We start from the raw sequence: 14,600 nt of genomic DNA, 5'->3' as shown, positions 1-14,600 counted from the left end.
AACGAAAATTCTTAAGGCCGACGCTGGTAATTGGATGGAATCGTGAATGGGAATCCCGGGTTTTTATCGACCAGTTCGACTTTGTTATGTTTGATACGAAGCAAGGTTTGGTAAAACTGCCCGTCGGTCTTCGATTGGTAATCGAGGGTAACGAGGCTGGTGTACGGAAACAGGAAATTATTGAGGGACGTAAAATCCTCATAATCCAGCCGCAACGTGTTTTTGGTTGGCTGTTCCGTCAACATTAGTTTTTTTAATTTTCGGTCCTGTTCGCCGATATAATTTTCAACCAGTACTTTTCCTTCGCTCTGCCGCAGCAATAAATAGTCGCGCTCATTTTTGATTTTTTGCGCCGGACGTTTTGGTAAAGGTAAGTTGCCAACGATCAGTGCCTGTAACAACTGGAAGTTCATTTGAAAGTTGAACTGCTTGCTCAGCGTTGGGAAATCATAAACGGTATATTCCCGATGGATCTTGTCGATGATCGTGATAGAATCGTGGGTAATTAGTCCCCGAACGGCTTCGATCCCCAGTTTGGAGACCGACAACCAGATCAGGCTGTCTTTCCGAACCCGGATATTAACACTGGCATTATCAATGTCCTGCGATGGGCTTTTGAAGGAAATTTTTGATTTGGCTGCGAGGTAGCGAAAGTCTATTTCGGCAACATTGGCCCGGGCTTCTTCAATACCCGGACGGGCTGGACGAATAACAGTGACGGTATCGGTAGGTGCACTCGGTGCAGGGCGGGCAGCTAATGTGGAGTCAGGTATAGATGATGTAACAACAACCGGGTTGGTGGAGCGCGACATACGGTTACGTCGACAGCCTTCCGAACCCAGTACGGTAATCAACAGTACTGTAATGCACAGGTATTTATTCATTTGGAAGATTTTCGATTTTCAGTTTACGGTTTACGGTAGGCTGACGCAACAATGATGACGCGTCAGCCTACCGTAAGCCGTAAACTGAAAACCATAAACTATTTTTACAACTTTCCAGTAGCTATCTTTTTCTCTAGATCAGGGCTGGCATTGCCTTTCGTTTTTGCCTGTTTCCACTGCTCTATTGCTTTGTCTGGCTGACCAAGCTGGAAAAGAACATCACCGTAATGCTCAATAATGGTCCCACTTACATTAGCTGGGTCGGCCAGGGCTTTTTCCAGATATTGCTTTGCTTTGGTGTAGTCTTTCGACACGTACAACACCCAGGCATAGGTGTCCAGGTAAGTTGCATTGGTTGGGTTCCGTTCAACAAGTTTCTGCGCCAATTGGATAGCGCGGGGCAGATTCTCTTTACGTAAAGACAGAAAGTAACTGTAATTGTTCAGAACGTGGTCGTTGATGGGGTCTAGTTTAAGGACGGCTTCGTATGACTCATCTGATTTTGCGTGGTCCCCAATCCCATTATAAGCATCGCCTAATTGGGCATCAATCTGTTTTTTAAGGTCACTGTTCGATGTGGTAGCCAGTAACTTACGACTCTCTTCGAGTGCATCAACAGCTTGCTGGTATTTCCGTTTAAATAAATTGGCCGTTCCATTGGAGTACCAGAACAAGCCTTGTGTGGGGAACACCTCAAGGGCTTTTTCAGAATGGGCCAGTAAGCTATCCACCTGGTTCAGTTCACCATCTAATTGCAGTAAAGCGCCCCATACTTCATAAACAGACCCATCGAGCCGGGCTGCTTTTGCATAGGCATCACGGGCTTCTGTTTTTTTGCCTTGCTGCATGAGCAAATCAGCCAGCATGATCTGGGTTTTCGGATCATTCGGTGAGCTTTTGGCTAAGTTCTGCGCCATACCGAGGGCATCCTGACGAGCGGTTGTATTTTCGCCGGTCATTCCTACATAACTCGATAAAATACGCGCTTTCAAGCCTGCTTCCAGATTTGGATTAGCCAGGACCTGATTCAACTCTTTCGTCACGCGATCCATATCGCCTTTTTTGCGATAGATATCGGCCAGTAATACGTGGGCTTGGGGTAAATCAGAACTTAACTTGAGTGCCCGGTCAATCCAGCTAATGGCCTGATCTCCCCGATCGTTGGCAATGAGTAACTCGGCTCCTTCGAGAAGATAATCAGGATCAGAAGGCTCTGATGCCACTAGTTTTTCGGCTTCTTCAACCGCCTTGTCGATTTTATTCTGTTTTAAATAAATCCGCTGTTTCTGCCGGATAATTTCCTCATTCAACCCTAACTCGCGCTCTACTTTATTGTAGGCTTCGAGCGCTTTGTCTGGCTTTTCGTTGAACAGATAGATGGCTGCTAATTCGACTCCGTACTCAGCATTTTCGGGCCCTTTTTTAAGCAGTTTTTCGTAGAGTTCCTCCGCTTCGGCGTAGCGTTTTTGTTTGACGAACAGCTCAGCTAGCAGAAGGGTATAGAACTTATTCTGATTATCTAACGAATAGGCTTTCGTGGCGTAAGGAATTGCTTCCGCAATTTTTCCGGTCTTTAGCAACGCATTGGCTGTAGAATACTGAGCGGCAGCGTTGTTCGGGTCTTTCTGAAGAACTTTTCCGAACTGGGCAATGGCCTTCGTGGGTTCGTCGGTCATCAGGTAACGGATACCCTCTGTAAACTGTGTTTCGGCTTCAATACGCGTAGTGGTGGTCGACGCAGACTTGGCCAGGGTGGTGTCAGAACCAGCTTTTTCGCGCCGACGTTGGGCAGAAGCGGGTACCACTGTGAACCAAATAACCAGTCCAAGACTGCCCATCCATCCAATCAGGAGCCGGTTAGAGAAAAATTTGTATAACGTTTTCATACTGGTCTGCGAATAGACGAACTTACTTACCAAAACGCGCTCTGCCTCGTTCTATTGCGGCTTTGATTTAAGTAAGTTCCTTAGACAAAGGTAGTTAAAAATGACGGAATGATTAGCAAGGGGCGTGGAGCATGGAGCTCAGCATCCGAAAAGCCTTCTTTTACTCCGAGCTCACTGCTCTACGCTCCTTGTTTCCTGCAAATACGTTGCCCTGGTTGTATAAGACTTCCTAAATATAGTGGAAGAATGGATTCAGGGTTCTATAACTTTTCGACTGATCAGGGGTTTATCATCGGACAGCACACGGCTGAAAACTTTAAATCTGTATAAATGGAAACCTTGTATACTGCCACCGTCAGCAATGTCGGCGGGCGCGAAGGTGATGTAAAATCACTCGATGGTATTTTAGAAATGGATGTTAAACGGCCGGTTGAGATGCACGGCGAAGGAGGGAAACCGAATCCGGAGATGCTATTTGCTGCGGCCTACAGCTCATGCTACAATGGCGCCTTGATGGCGGTGGCGGAACGTCGGAAAGTTATCCTGCCTACACATGCCGTGGAGGTTAGTATTTCGCTTAATAAAGACGGAAACAATATGTTTCTGTCGGGGAAAATTACGGTGAAAGCCCCTGGAATGGACCATGATCAGCTACAACAGCTAGCCGAATCTGCCCATATCGTTTGCCCTTACTCAAAAGCGGTAAAGGGAAATATGGAGATGAAAATTGAGGTGTTGGTGTAAGATGTTCGTGAGGAGCAAGGGGCGCGGAGCAGGGAAGTATGAAGATACCCTGCTCCGCGCTCCTTGCTCTTACCCAACGGCATCATAGATTTTCACCCGTTCCCAGAGGTGAGCGCATTTCTCTACAAATGCCAGATGAACAGGGTGGTCCTGATAAATATCGTGGGCAGCTTTGTCGGCAAACACCAGCGTTAACGCAAAATCATACGTATGGTCAATTACCGGGCGACGCGTTTCGGCGGGAGTACCGATGTATACCGTTGAAATTTCGGATACAGCTTTTAAGGTTTCGAGACCAGCGCGAAGGGCATCATGGTCGGCTTGGCTTTCGGGATGATGGAGCCAGAAAAATACGGAGTGAACAAACATACTATCGGTTGACAGGGCTTTTAAGACTGAACCGTAAAAGTAATAGTAGGAGGCCTTTCGTCAATAACAGCACCCTGGTTATTTCGAGCTTATTCGAGAACCCATGTGTTGTTGTTGCCGAAAGGCCTCCTACTGTTTTCTAGTCAATATGAAAAGCGAGTTTTAACTCACATCACCCCTCCCCAATAACTTCTCTGCAAAATGCTCATCGGCTAAAAGTTTCCGAATAATATCAAGATCACTTTCACTTAGTAAATCACCAATACTTATCTGATATAAGTTGGCCAGGCCTTCCAGCTTATTAATAGGGGGTTGAGTCTGACCGCTCTCCCATTTACAATACGCAGGTTGGGTCATGCCTATATTAAACGCGATGTATTCCTGCGAATAACCAAACAACTGGCGTAATCGACGAAGCTTTTCCGATAGTACTGGCATAGTTCACGAGTTTTATGAATCAACTTATAGGTACACTAAAAAGTAGATCGTCGCGCATAAGAAGCTATTCTATTGTTAATCGGTAGGTGAAATACGGATATATATAAGGGTTTGGATTTATTTAATAGTGCTCTTTCTTTAAATAATCCTGTATAATACTGGTTATGAGAGTATAACTGATAGCTATTTTTTTATAAAAACCAGTTATCAGAACGAGCCGCCCCATCCCCCAACTTTGTAACAAGCAAACGGCAACACAGTTTGATGGTTTCGAACAACGAACTGATTTGCCTTTGTGGAGCGGTTGCCGAAAAGCTTATAGAGTAGGCATTATTAATATATATCGTTATGAAAATGTTCGATTTTGCTAACCTCGGCGTAGAGGAGCTGACAAACCAGGAAATGATCAACAATCAGGGTGGTGGCGATAGCACCAGCTTATTAAACATTGGATCAATTGCCATTGGCGATCTGGTCGATCTGAGCGGCAATAGCCTGTTCAATGGCAACTATGCCTTGTTTAGTGGAAACAATACGGATGTAAGCCCAAGTACTGGCACAAGCATCAGCTTTAGTACAAGTCGGTCATAACCGGATAAATTGATTGACGTAAGCCGAAAGAGTTGTTTGTCGAGTAGGTAATTGTTCACTTAAATTTTAAAATCGTTATGAAAACGTTCGATTTTGCTAACCTCGGTGTCGAGGAGCTAACTAATCAGGAAATGATCAATAATCATGGTGGTGGCGATAGCACCAGCATAGGCAATATAGGTTCAATACTGGTGGCCGATCTGGTCGATGTGAGCGGCAATAGCCTCTTTAACGGAGATAGCGCCTTGTTCAGTGGTAATAGTACCAGCGTGAACCCGGTAACGAGCACACTTTTTAACTTCAGTTCGCTGAGCTCGTAGATGAATCGGTAAAAGTAAAGTACTCAATTACGAACAGGGAGTTAGTCCGTAGAAACAGAAAACGTCTGTCTCAGGGGCTAAATCCCTGTTTTTTTGTTATGCGTATATAGAACTCAATAGACTCAACGCAACTATGAACGAATCTGAATTCTCGTATGGCTTAGTCACCTACTTGCCCAGGGTTAGTGTGCGGAGCCAGATTATTTATACAACGGTCCTGGGCGTCGTACTGCTTACAATAGTGGCGCTGCCGTTTATTTATGTCGATGTATCGGTGCAGGCAAATGGCCTGGTCAGACCTGTCTCGGAACGAAGCGAAGTGAAGGCAACGGCCGGGGCCGTTGTCGAGAAAGTAATGGTGCGTGAATGGCAACCTGTTAAAAAAGGACAGCCTCTTTTTCAGCTTCGATCGGATGCGCTGGATACCCGGAAGCAACTAGTCGATAAGCAAATTGCTGAAAAAGTTGCTTTTGTGCGCGACCTGGATCAGCTTACTACAAAATCCTGGAAAGTAGTTAATGGCCTGGCTGCTCCGTTGTATAGACAGGAGTACAATCAGTTCAGAGCTATCGTCGAAGAAAGCTGGAATTTGCAGGAGAAACGGAAACGTGAACTTCAGACGGCGCAGTTACTCTATTCCCAAAAAGTAATTGCGCGACTTGAATACGAAGATGCTCTCTATGCCCACAAAGCCGCATTGGCGCGCTACAATACACTCGTTGAGCAACAACGCAGTGATTGGCAAACGGATCTGACTCAGAGTAGGCGCGATTTGGCCAACCTTGAATCCGACGCACAGCAACTTCGTGAAGAACAGGAACTATACATGTTAAAAGCGCCTGTTGGTGGTACGGCCAGCCAGTTAGCCGGGCGATATGCGGGTAGTTACGTGCAGCCGGGCGATGTACTGGCTGTTGTCTCTCCCGATTCTACACTGATTGCCGAAGCCTATGTTCCCTCTAAAGACATTGGTCTGTTAAGGCCGGGCCAGCCGGTTCGCCTACAGGTCGATGCATTCGACTACAACCAATGGGGGCTGCTTACGGGGCGTGTCATCGATATTGCGAACGATTTTACAACATCAAATGGGGAGCCCGTATTCAAAGTCCGATGCCAGTTGGATAAACCCTACCTGAGTTTACGAAACGGCTATAAGGGTCGCCTGAAGAAAGGAATGACTGTGCAAACCCGCTTTCAGGTGGCACGTCGTTCGTTGTTTCAACTACTCTATGATAAAGCCGATGACTGGTTAAATCCAGCCATTAGCAGTTCGAAAACTGCTACCACAAGCGCGCAGAAGGGGGGCGGTACTACCCTATGAATGCAATCAATGAAGGTAAAAATGGTAATCTATTTGGGCAACTGGAGCGAATTCGGGAGTGGATCGCGGCAAAGAGTATCAGCGCTCGTACGAAAATCAAACAACGGGATATTACCGACTGCGGAGCCGCTTGTCTGGCCTCAGTGGCGGCCTATTATCGACTTTTATTGCCCGTTGCCCGGATTCGGCAGTTAGCCGCCACCGATCAGAAAGGCACGACCGTACTGGGTATGGTTGAGGCTGCGCAGAAACTGGGCTTTCAGGCAAAAGGTGTCAAAGCACCGTTTGAGAGCCTGTCGAAAATTCCACAACCGACTATTGCCCACGTGAACATTCGCAATAGTCAGTTGCAACACTATGTGGTTATTTACCGCATCACTCCCCAACAGATTACGGTCATGGACCCTGCTGATGGGCAAATACACCAGCTCTCGCCCGAGGAGTTTAAAGCCGTCTGGACTGGATTGTTGGTCTTACTGGTGCCCGATGAGACGTTCAAGATTGGCGACCAGAAAGTGCCCGTATTGCAGCGGTTCTGGCAATTGCTGCAACCCCACCGATCGGTAATGATACAAGCCCTTTTTGGTGCGCTGATCTACACAATTCTGGGTTTGTCTTCGGCCATTTATATTCAGAAAATCGTCGATAATGTGCTGGTCAACGGTAATCGGAATCTGCTGAATCTGCTTAGTGTGGTTATGATTGGGCTGCTGGTCCTGCAGATCTTTATCAATGCCAACAAGAGTTTCTTCAATTTGAAAACGGGTCAACGGATTGATGCTGCGCTGATTTTAGGCTATTACAAACATTTGATGACACTGCCGCAGTCGTTTTTTGATACCATGCGGGTAGGAGAAGTGATCTCACGGGTGAACGATGCTGTTAAAATTCGGTCGTTTGTCAATGATATTGCGCTTGGGTTGCTCGTTAACGTCCTGATCGTCATTTTCTCGTTCGCGCTGATGTTTACCTACTACTGGAAACTCGCGCTGATTCTGGTGCTCATTGTACCCTTTTATGCGGGTATTTACTGGGCCATGAACCGATTCAACCAGCGATACCAGCGGAAATTGATGGAGAACTCGGCCGATCTTGAAGCACAATTAGTTGAGTCTCTGAATGCCATGCCGACCATTAAGCGATTCGGACTGGAGCAGTTTGCCAGCCAGAAAACGGAAACTCGTTTCGTTTCGCTATTACAAACGATTTTTCAGACGGGTAGTGCGGGTATTTATGCCGGTAATGCATCTGAATTTGTTACGCGGTTATTTACCATCATTTTGCTCTGGACCGGTGCTGGTTATGTACTACAGAATGACCTGACTCCCGGCGAACTCCTGTCTTTTTATGCGCTGATTGGCTATTTCACGGGTCCTGCCGCTGGTCTCATCGGATCAAATCGAAGCATCCAGGAAGCGCTGATTGCTGCCGACCGACTGTTTGAGATTATGGATCTGGAGCGTGAATCGACGGAAAACAAAGTAGAGCTACAGCCCACTATGGTGGGGGCAATTCGTTTTCAGAACGTAACCTTCCGGTACGGTACCCGTGCTACGGTTTTCGATGATCTGGTCCTGACAATGCCCAAAGGGAAAATTACGGCGGTTGTGGGCGAAAGTGGGTCGGGCAAATCCACGTTGATGTCGCTGGTACAAGGCCTTTATCCCTTGCAAAGTGGCAGCATCTTCATCGGTGATTACGATATCAAACATCTGCATCCCGACAGCCTGCGTCAGGTGGTTAGTGTAGTGCCTCAGAAGATTGATCTGTTTGCGGGCAATGTGATCGAAAATATTGCGATTGGGGATGAGCAACCCGACATGCAACGGCTACTTGCCATTTGTGATCAGTTAGGCATAACCGACTTCATTGAACGAATGCCGAATGGATTTACCACGTACTTAGGTGAAAACGGAGCAACACTGTCGGGTGGACAGAAGCAACGGTTAGCCATTGCCCGAGCCCTTTATCGTCGGCCTGAGGTACTGATTTTAGATGAAGCTACATCGGCACTGGATTCAATATCGGAACAGTTTGTGCAACGTACGGTACAACAGCTTCGGAAAGAGGGCAAAACCATTATCATAATTGCCCACCGACTCAGCACCGTTCGGAAGGCCGATAAGATTGTCGTACTGGAGCAAGGCCGGGTTATTGAGGAAGGCAAACATGTGGATTTGCTGAAAAACGGGAAGGCGTATTCGCAATTCTGGCAACAACAGACCGAGGTTGTTTAAGCAGGTAAGCCACCAGGCTACTCCTCAATAAGTCGATAGAAAGCATCCCGATAGGTTTCGCCAATGGGAATCACATCCTGCGCCCGACCGGGGTGATCAATGTAAATTCTGTTTTTCTCGATGGATTCGATACGATTGAGAGCAACAATGTAGGATTTGTGGACGCGTGCAAACTGATTCGCGGGGAGTTTTTCTTCCAGACTTTTCATGGTTTGAAGGACCAGAATACGTTCTGTCGGGGTATAAATAGATACGTAATCTTTTAAGCCTTCGCAGTAGAGAATGTCACTCAGGCCAACGCGCTGTAATCGATATTCGGTCTTAACAAAAATGAACTCTTTGGCTGGTGCTTCCGGCGGGTTATTCGTGTCATGATCCATAGCCGGATTAGGGGCAACTGCAACTGGCGAAATGAGAGGGAATAGCTTTTGCACGGCTTTGTAGAAGCGCTCGAAGGAAACCGGTTTGAGCAGGTAATCGACCACATTATGTTCGTAACCTTCCAGGGCGTACGTGGAGTAGGCAGTGGTAAGGATAACCCGGCATTTGTGGCTATTTACGACGTTCTCTACCAGTTTCAGGAACTGTATTCCTGTGAGTTCCGGCATTTGAATGTCCAGGAACACAAGGTCTACTTCTCCCCGTTGTACGCGGGTTAAGGCGTCAATAGGGCTGGTTGTTGCGCCAATCAGTTCCAGAAAAGGCACTTTTCGGATGTAGTCACTCAAAATGGCATGAGCAAGGGGTTCATCGTCAACAATCAGGCAGCGCATAATAAGGTCTTTAGGTAGAAATTACAACGTCAATTCCAGCGAACAGGCGTAAGTATCCGGATCATTGGTGATATGAAGCGTGTGCTGATTAGGATACAGCAACGATAGTCGGCGCTGTACATTTGCCAGACCAATACCACCAGATGAATCTGTTTGGCGGTTTATTTTTTTGTTGAGTGTATCAAAGCGCAATCTACCGTTTCGTACACTCAAATCAAGAACTAAGGGCTGATTGGGATCGGTTAAGTCGCCGTGCTTGAATGCATTCTCAACGAACGATACCAGCAGCAGGGGCTCGATACGAAACAGATCGGTATTTCCATCTATGCTGAACAGGACATTGGCATTAGCTACCCGAAGTTTTTCAAGCTCAACGTAGTTTTGCAGATAAGCCACTTCTTTCGATAAAGAAACGCGCCCGGTTCCTCCACTTTGGCCATTGCTATCGTAGAGCATATACCGCATCAATTCCGACAGTTTAAGAATGGCACCCGGTGCCGCATCCGATTTGGTGTAGGCAAGTGAATAGATGTTGTTGAGCGTATTGAACAAGAAGTGCGGATTCACCTGCGATTTCAGGAAAGCCAGCTCGGCCGTATTTCGTTCGCTGACGAGAGCGGTTCGTTCCTGTTCATGGACGAACCAATCTTCAATAATTTTGAATGCCAGCCCTATGCCAATTGCCCAAAACGCATAGTATCGATTATCCCAGGCATACGCGATTGTAGAAACGTTCGGATCATAATTGGTGAAGCCAAACAGGTGCCAGAAGAGGACTTGTTCCAATAGATAGCGAATAATAACGAACCCTAAAATAGCCACTGTCGATCCCAGAATAGCCCATCCTATTTGCCTGCGACTGAGGTAACGGGTGAGTACAACAGCGTGTTCAAACCAGGCGGTGAACCAGAATGAGAAACTAAATGAAATTTCCAGCTCGTTAAAAACCAGTGAATCCGTTTGCGGTTCATAGGCGTTCGTTAACATCATAATGGCCCAAAGTAACAAATAGAGCAGATTACGAACACGCGTACGGTTGTTAAGGAAGGCAGGTATACTCAGGATCATGGCAATAGCATATCGACGGGAGTACGAAATACAGTAGCTAAACCCGGATGAGCAAGTTCAATCGACCAACACCTGGTTTTGACCGACCAACGCGTGTGTGATGTTAAATAAGCGTTGGTCGGTTCAGAAAACTGTTAGCCGATTTAACAGTGGTGTTGGTCGAATAGACTTGGTTAAGGCAGGAGGGAGGCTGCACTTTTGACCCATCAATTCACCAACATAGTTGTAACCACCATGAAATTGCTCCTCTCACTTTTGCTGACAACTGTCTCATTTCTGGCCACTGCCCAATCAGGTAAGACTAATCAGCCCCTCGAAGTCCTGTTTATTGCCGCTGCTCACGATTATGGTGCTAAACCTATTGAAGACTTCTCGTACCCAATTAATAAAGCACTTGCGTTTAAACCGGATGCTGTATTTGGTGAAAACCTTTCGCCCGAGGATTACGATGCGCTGGATCGCCATTGGAACAAAGAAGCTATTGATAAACGACTGGCCTACCTCACCAAAGTAGGCTATCCTTTGCCGAAACATCCGCAAGCATTCATTGCTCGTCAGTATAAGTTGCTTCAGAAGCATCCGTATTTTCATCAGGAGCGCATGAAGTTGGCGCATGCCTTATTTCTGACGCACGATTTTGGGAATGCTTCCTATCAGTTTTACCTGCTTGATAAAATGCGTTCCGCGTTCGGTGCCGAAGAAGTAGCTACGTTTACCCGCATACTCGGCCCCGTTGATTCCCTGAAAAACGCTGGTTTTCGGCGTACGAACGAATACTACAACATCTTCCATCCGATCGCTCAGTCGCTGAAGCTGGATAAAATCAGGCCAATGGACTGTCAGAAATATAACACGCCCTGGAGTGCTGCCTGGGACAAAACAGACTCATTGTATAAGATTTTCGAGAAGGCAATTGAAGCCGATACAAACTCCACTGACTATCGGACCTATGAGAAGCTAGTGAATGAAAATAATTCACTACAGCGATTACTGAATAAAGCGAACCAAGCCGGTAAATCGACGGAATTTCTGAACACCGCTGACTGGGATAAGTACACCGATTTTGGCAATTTCTACGGGAATCGGTACCTATTTGGGCTGAAAGGTTTTCCTGAAAACGGCGTGCGTGAGATGCTGAACTACTGGACCCTTCGTAACAAAGGCATGTGCCAGAATATCGTGAACCGCGCCCGACAGGCAGGCTTTCGGCGAGTTGTTGTTGGGGTGGGTGCTTCGCATCGGGAACTAATGGTGAGCCTGCTTAAAGCGATGCCTGGCGTAACGGTGTATACACTGAATGAGTATCAACCCTAACAATAGCTGATGCACGTATTTCGCTGGTTTAAGCTCCTGGCAAGGGCCGTAAACTAGAGGAATACGTGCTTTTATGTTTTTTTAAGTTTTAACCCTATTTCTGGCAAACATTTCGCTATCTTCAAAACGTTATGGAACTAGATTAAGACACCAGTTAAGGGACGAACGAATGGAGGAGAATACTAATACTGCGAATGAATCGTCGGATCGTGAGGCCAATATGCCTAAACGTGTCATTCAGAACGATAAAGCAACAGTTCGATTACCTATGATTCTGGGTATCACGCTGGCTGGAGGAATGCTTATTGGCGCTACTTTTTTTGGCGGCACTAAAAGCATGAATAGCATTGGACGAGGCTATGCCAAGTACCAGGAAATTTTGCGACTGATTGAAAATAACTACGTCGATACGGTTAATACGGACGATCTGGTCGATTATTCGATCACGAAAATGCTCGAAAAACTTGATCCACACACGGCCTACATGAACCCACAGGATGCTGTTGCGGCCCGGTCGCAGTTGGAAGGTGGTTTCGATGGCATTGGGGTAGAATTTAATATCTACAAAGACACTGTTTACGTGGTTACGCCCTTGGCCGGCGGCCCTTCTGAATCCGCCGGAATTTTGAGTGGCGATAAGATCATTAAGGTGGATGATAAACCGCTGGCAGGTACCAAAATTGAAAACAGCGCTGTTTTTAAAGCCTTGCGTGGTAAACGAGGTACTGATGTTAAACTAACTATTTTACGGAAGGGCGATAAACAACCAAAGGAGTTTACCGTAACCCGCGACCGGATTCCGACCTACTCGGTCGATGCGGCTTATATGATTGATGCCAAAACAGGCTATATCAAAATCAACCGCTTCTCTGAAACAACTTACGACGAGTTCAAAACCGCACTGTCTTCGCTTAAATCGCAGGGGATGACACAGTTGATGATGGACTTACGGAACAATCCTGGTGGTTATATGGACCGGGCAACGAACATTGCCGATGAATTCATCTCAGGCAATAAACTTCTGGTGTATACCGATGGGAAAGACAATCGTTACGATCGGAAAACCTATGCACACATTGCCGGGCAGTTTGAAGAGGGCGCCCTGGTTGTACTGGTTGATGAGGGCAGCGCATCGGCTTCTGAAATTGTATCGGGTGCATTGCAGGACCATGATCGCGCGTTGATTGCCGGTCGGCGGTCGTTTGGGAAAGGGTTGGTGCAAATGCCCGTGACACTTTCCGATGGCTCCGAACTGCGGTTAACGATCTCGCGCTATTACACACCCAGCGGGCGGAGTATTCAAAAACCCTACGTACCCGGTCATGAAGGAGACTATGAAAAAGATCTCGAACAGCGCTCGAAACGGGGTGAATATTACATCGCCGATTCCATTAAAAATGACCCCAAACTGAAGTTCAAGACGGATGGCGGTCGGGTTGTGTATGGCGGGGGCGGTATTACACCTGACTATTTCATTCCACGTGATTCGACCTGGCAAACAGCCTATCTAGTACAACTGTACGGCAAGAGTATCATCCGTGAGTTTGCTATGGAATACGCAAATGACAATCGAAAAAAACTGGAAAAAATGCCTTTTGATGAGTTCAATCGTACCGTTACGATCAACGATGAGCAAATGGGCCGCCTAGTGAAAATCGCAACCAGTGAGGGGATCAAGTTTAACGAGAAGGAGTATAACCGCTCGAAAAACTACATTCGTAACCAGATAAAGGCATTGGTAGCGCGCTCTGTGTACCAGAAGAACAACAAAGCTGGACAGAATAACGAGTTCTTCCGGGTCATCGGCCAAACGGATGATACCTACCAAAAGGCTTTACAACTGTTCGACCGGGCTGATAAGCTCGAACACGGTACGATGTCGTATAATAACAAATAGAGGAGGAGAGGGAGGAAGGAGTAAAGGGAGGAGGGGATAAGCATTTTCCTTTCGTCCCTTTACTCCTTCCTCCCTCTCCTCCTTTTATTTCCCCTTTTTACTAAACTGATATACCAGCCCCAGGAACGACTGCAGATTCCCGGTCTTAAAATCTTTGCGTGAATAAGGCGCTATTTCAAAGGCCACACGCAGGTTAGGCATGAATGTGAGCGGTTTAATCCTAGCACCAACATGCAAAGAATACCCCTCCAGAATATCCCGGTCATCAATGCCGTTGAGCGCATTGAAGCGAACCCCCAGCCCTGTGTAAAAATTTACCTGACTTTTTCTGGACACATTCACCATGGGGCACAACGTGGTACTGAGCGATCCGAAAATAGTGTTGGTTTGCAGGCGACCGTCAAACCAGAAGGCTCGGTCGGCGTTGGAACTGACCGTAACAATGTTGTTGAAAGGGTAGTAGGCTACCGAAGCCTGACCAAAGGCGGATAACGTAACGCCCATCAGTAAAACCGTGAATGCATGTTTCATGGGGCAAATCAACAACTTTATCGGGCATAAAAAAATCAGATAAGCCGTAAAACGACTATCTGGTTTTGGGCAAAGACGGCTCGGCTCTTAATTTATTTTTTTGACAGGATTACAGGATTAACAGCATCATTCTTTTTTCTGCCATCCTCTTAATCCTGTAATCCTGTCAAAAACACGACTTGTCCTGGAGTGCCATCACACCAACTTTTACTGGTTGGTCTTGTTTT

Annotated in this window: 14 protein-coding genes; 7 read left to right on the top strand and 7 right to left on the bottom strand. The window is 46.7% G+C overall.

What is annotated here, in order from left to right:
- Positions 1-11: 11 nt before the first annotated feature.
- Together ACYVGO_RS13120 and ACYVGO_RS13115 are read right to left on the bottom strand one after the other, a co-directional pair.
- Complete coding sequence (locus ACYVGO_RS13120; protein ID WP_460969648.1) at positions 12-884, bottom strand: DUF4292 domain-containing protein; 873 nt, start codon at positions 882-884, stop codon at positions 12-14.
- A gap of 104 nt (positions 885-988) precedes the next feature.
- A complete protein-coding gene (locus ACYVGO_RS13115) occupies positions 989-2,770 on the bottom strand; it encodes a tetratricopeptide repeat protein (RefSeq protein ID WP_460969647.1) in 1,782 nt (593 codons plus the stop codon).
- A gap of 330 nt (positions 2,771-3,100) precedes the next feature.
- Here ACYVGO_RS13115 and ACYVGO_RS13110 point away from each other — a divergent pair, with 330 nt between their 5' ends.
- Positions 3,101-3,514, top strand: a complete 414-nt coding sequence (locus ACYVGO_RS13110; protein ID WP_142771134.1) for an Ohr family peroxiredoxin — start codon at positions 3,101-3,103, stop codon at positions 3,512-3,514.
- 69 nt (positions 3,515-3,583) lie between these two features.
- Here ACYVGO_RS13110 and ACYVGO_RS13105 read toward each other — a convergent pair whose 3' ends face one another.
- Both ACYVGO_RS13105 and ACYVGO_RS13100 read right to left on the bottom strand, forming a co-directional pair.
- The gene (locus ACYVGO_RS13105) at positions 3,584-3,883 is read right to left on the bottom strand and encodes a Dabb family protein (protein ID WP_142771135.1); all 300 of its coding nucleotides are present in this window, start codon (positions 3,881-3,883) and stop codon (positions 3,584-3,586) included.
- 162 nt (positions 3,884-4,045) lie between these two features.
- Positions 4,046-4,321 (bottom strand): helix-turn-helix domain-containing protein, encoded by a 276-nt coding sequence (locus tag ACYVGO_RS13100; RefSeq protein ID WP_142771136.1) that lies wholly within the window; start codon positions 4,319-4,321, stop codon positions 4,046-4,048.
- Between the two features lie 348 nt (positions 4,322-4,669).
- Here ACYVGO_RS13100 and ACYVGO_RS13095 point away from each other — a divergent pair, with 348 nt between their 5' ends.
- The 4 genes from ACYVGO_RS13095 (at position 4,670) to ACYVGO_RS13080 (ending at position 8,790) form a co-directional block, all read left to right on the top strand.
- Positions 4,670-4,912, top strand: a complete 243-nt coding sequence (locus tag ACYVGO_RS13095) for a hypothetical protein (protein WP_460969646.1) — start codon at positions 4,670-4,672, stop codon at positions 4,910-4,912.
- A gap of 77 nt (positions 4,913-4,989) precedes the next feature.
- Positions 4,990-5,232, top strand: a complete 243-nt coding sequence (locus ACYVGO_RS13090) for a hypothetical protein (RefSeq protein ID WP_142771138.1) — start codon at positions 4,990-4,992, stop codon at positions 5,230-5,232.
- 133 nt (positions 5,233-5,365) lie between these two features.
- On the top strand, positions 5,366-6,553 hold the full coding sequence (locus ACYVGO_RS13085) for an HlyD family secretion protein (RefSeq protein ID WP_142771139.1): 1,188 nt from the start codon (positions 5,366-5,368) through the stop codon (positions 6,551-6,553).
- Positions 6,550-8,790, top strand: coding sequence for a peptidase domain-containing ABC transporter (locus tag ACYVGO_RS13080; protein WP_460969645.1), 2,241 nt, complete (start codon positions 6,550-6,552; stop codon positions 8,788-8,790). The genes ACYVGO_RS13085 and ACYVGO_RS13080 overlap by 4 nt, the downstream gene beginning before the upstream one ends.
- A gap of 17 nt (positions 8,791-8,807) precedes the next feature.
- Here the strand turns inward: ACYVGO_RS13080 and ACYVGO_RS13075 are convergent, their stop codons facing one another.
- Positions 8,808-9,563, bottom strand: coding sequence for a LytR/AlgR family response regulator transcription factor (locus tag ACYVGO_RS13075; RefSeq protein WP_142771141.1), 756 nt, complete (start codon positions 9,561-9,563; stop codon positions 8,808-8,810).
- 21 nt (positions 9,564-9,584) lie between these two features.
- Positions 9,585-10,631: a sensor histidine kinase gene (locus ACYVGO_RS13070; protein ID WP_460969644.1), complete on the bottom strand. Its 1,047-nt coding sequence runs from the start codon at positions 10,629-10,631 to the stop codon at positions 9,585-9,587.
- Positions 10,632-10,865: 234 nt separating this feature from the next.
- Here ACYVGO_RS13070 and ACYVGO_RS13065 point away from each other — a divergent pair, with 234 nt between their 5' ends.
- Both ACYVGO_RS13065 and ACYVGO_RS13060 read left to right on the top strand, forming a co-directional pair.
- Positions 10,866-11,945, top strand: a complete 1,080-nt coding sequence (locus ACYVGO_RS13065; RefSeq protein WP_460969643.1) for a DUF5694 domain-containing protein — start codon at positions 10,866-10,868, stop codon at positions 11,943-11,945.
- A 169-nt stretch (positions 11,946-12,114) separates the two neighbouring features.
- The gene (locus tag ACYVGO_RS13060; RefSeq protein WP_142771144.1) at positions 12,115-13,842 is read left to right on the top strand and encodes a S41 family peptidase; all 1,728 of its coding nucleotides are present in this window, start codon (positions 12,115-12,117) and stop codon (positions 13,840-13,842) included.
- Between the two features lie 84 nt (positions 13,843-13,926).
- Here the strand turns inward: ACYVGO_RS13060 and ACYVGO_RS13055 are convergent, their stop codons facing one another.
- Positions 13,927-14,373 (bottom strand): hypothetical protein, encoded by a 447-nt coding sequence (locus tag ACYVGO_RS13055; RefSeq protein WP_460969642.1) that lies wholly within the window; start codon positions 14,371-14,373, stop codon positions 13,927-13,929.
- Positions 14,374-14,600: the final 227 nt, after the last annotated feature.

The sequence above is a fragment of the Spirosoma migulaei genome, assembly GCF_054776855.1.
The sequence above is the reverse complement of the archived record's forward strand: the minus strand, read 5'-3'. Positions and strand labels throughout refer to the sequence as shown.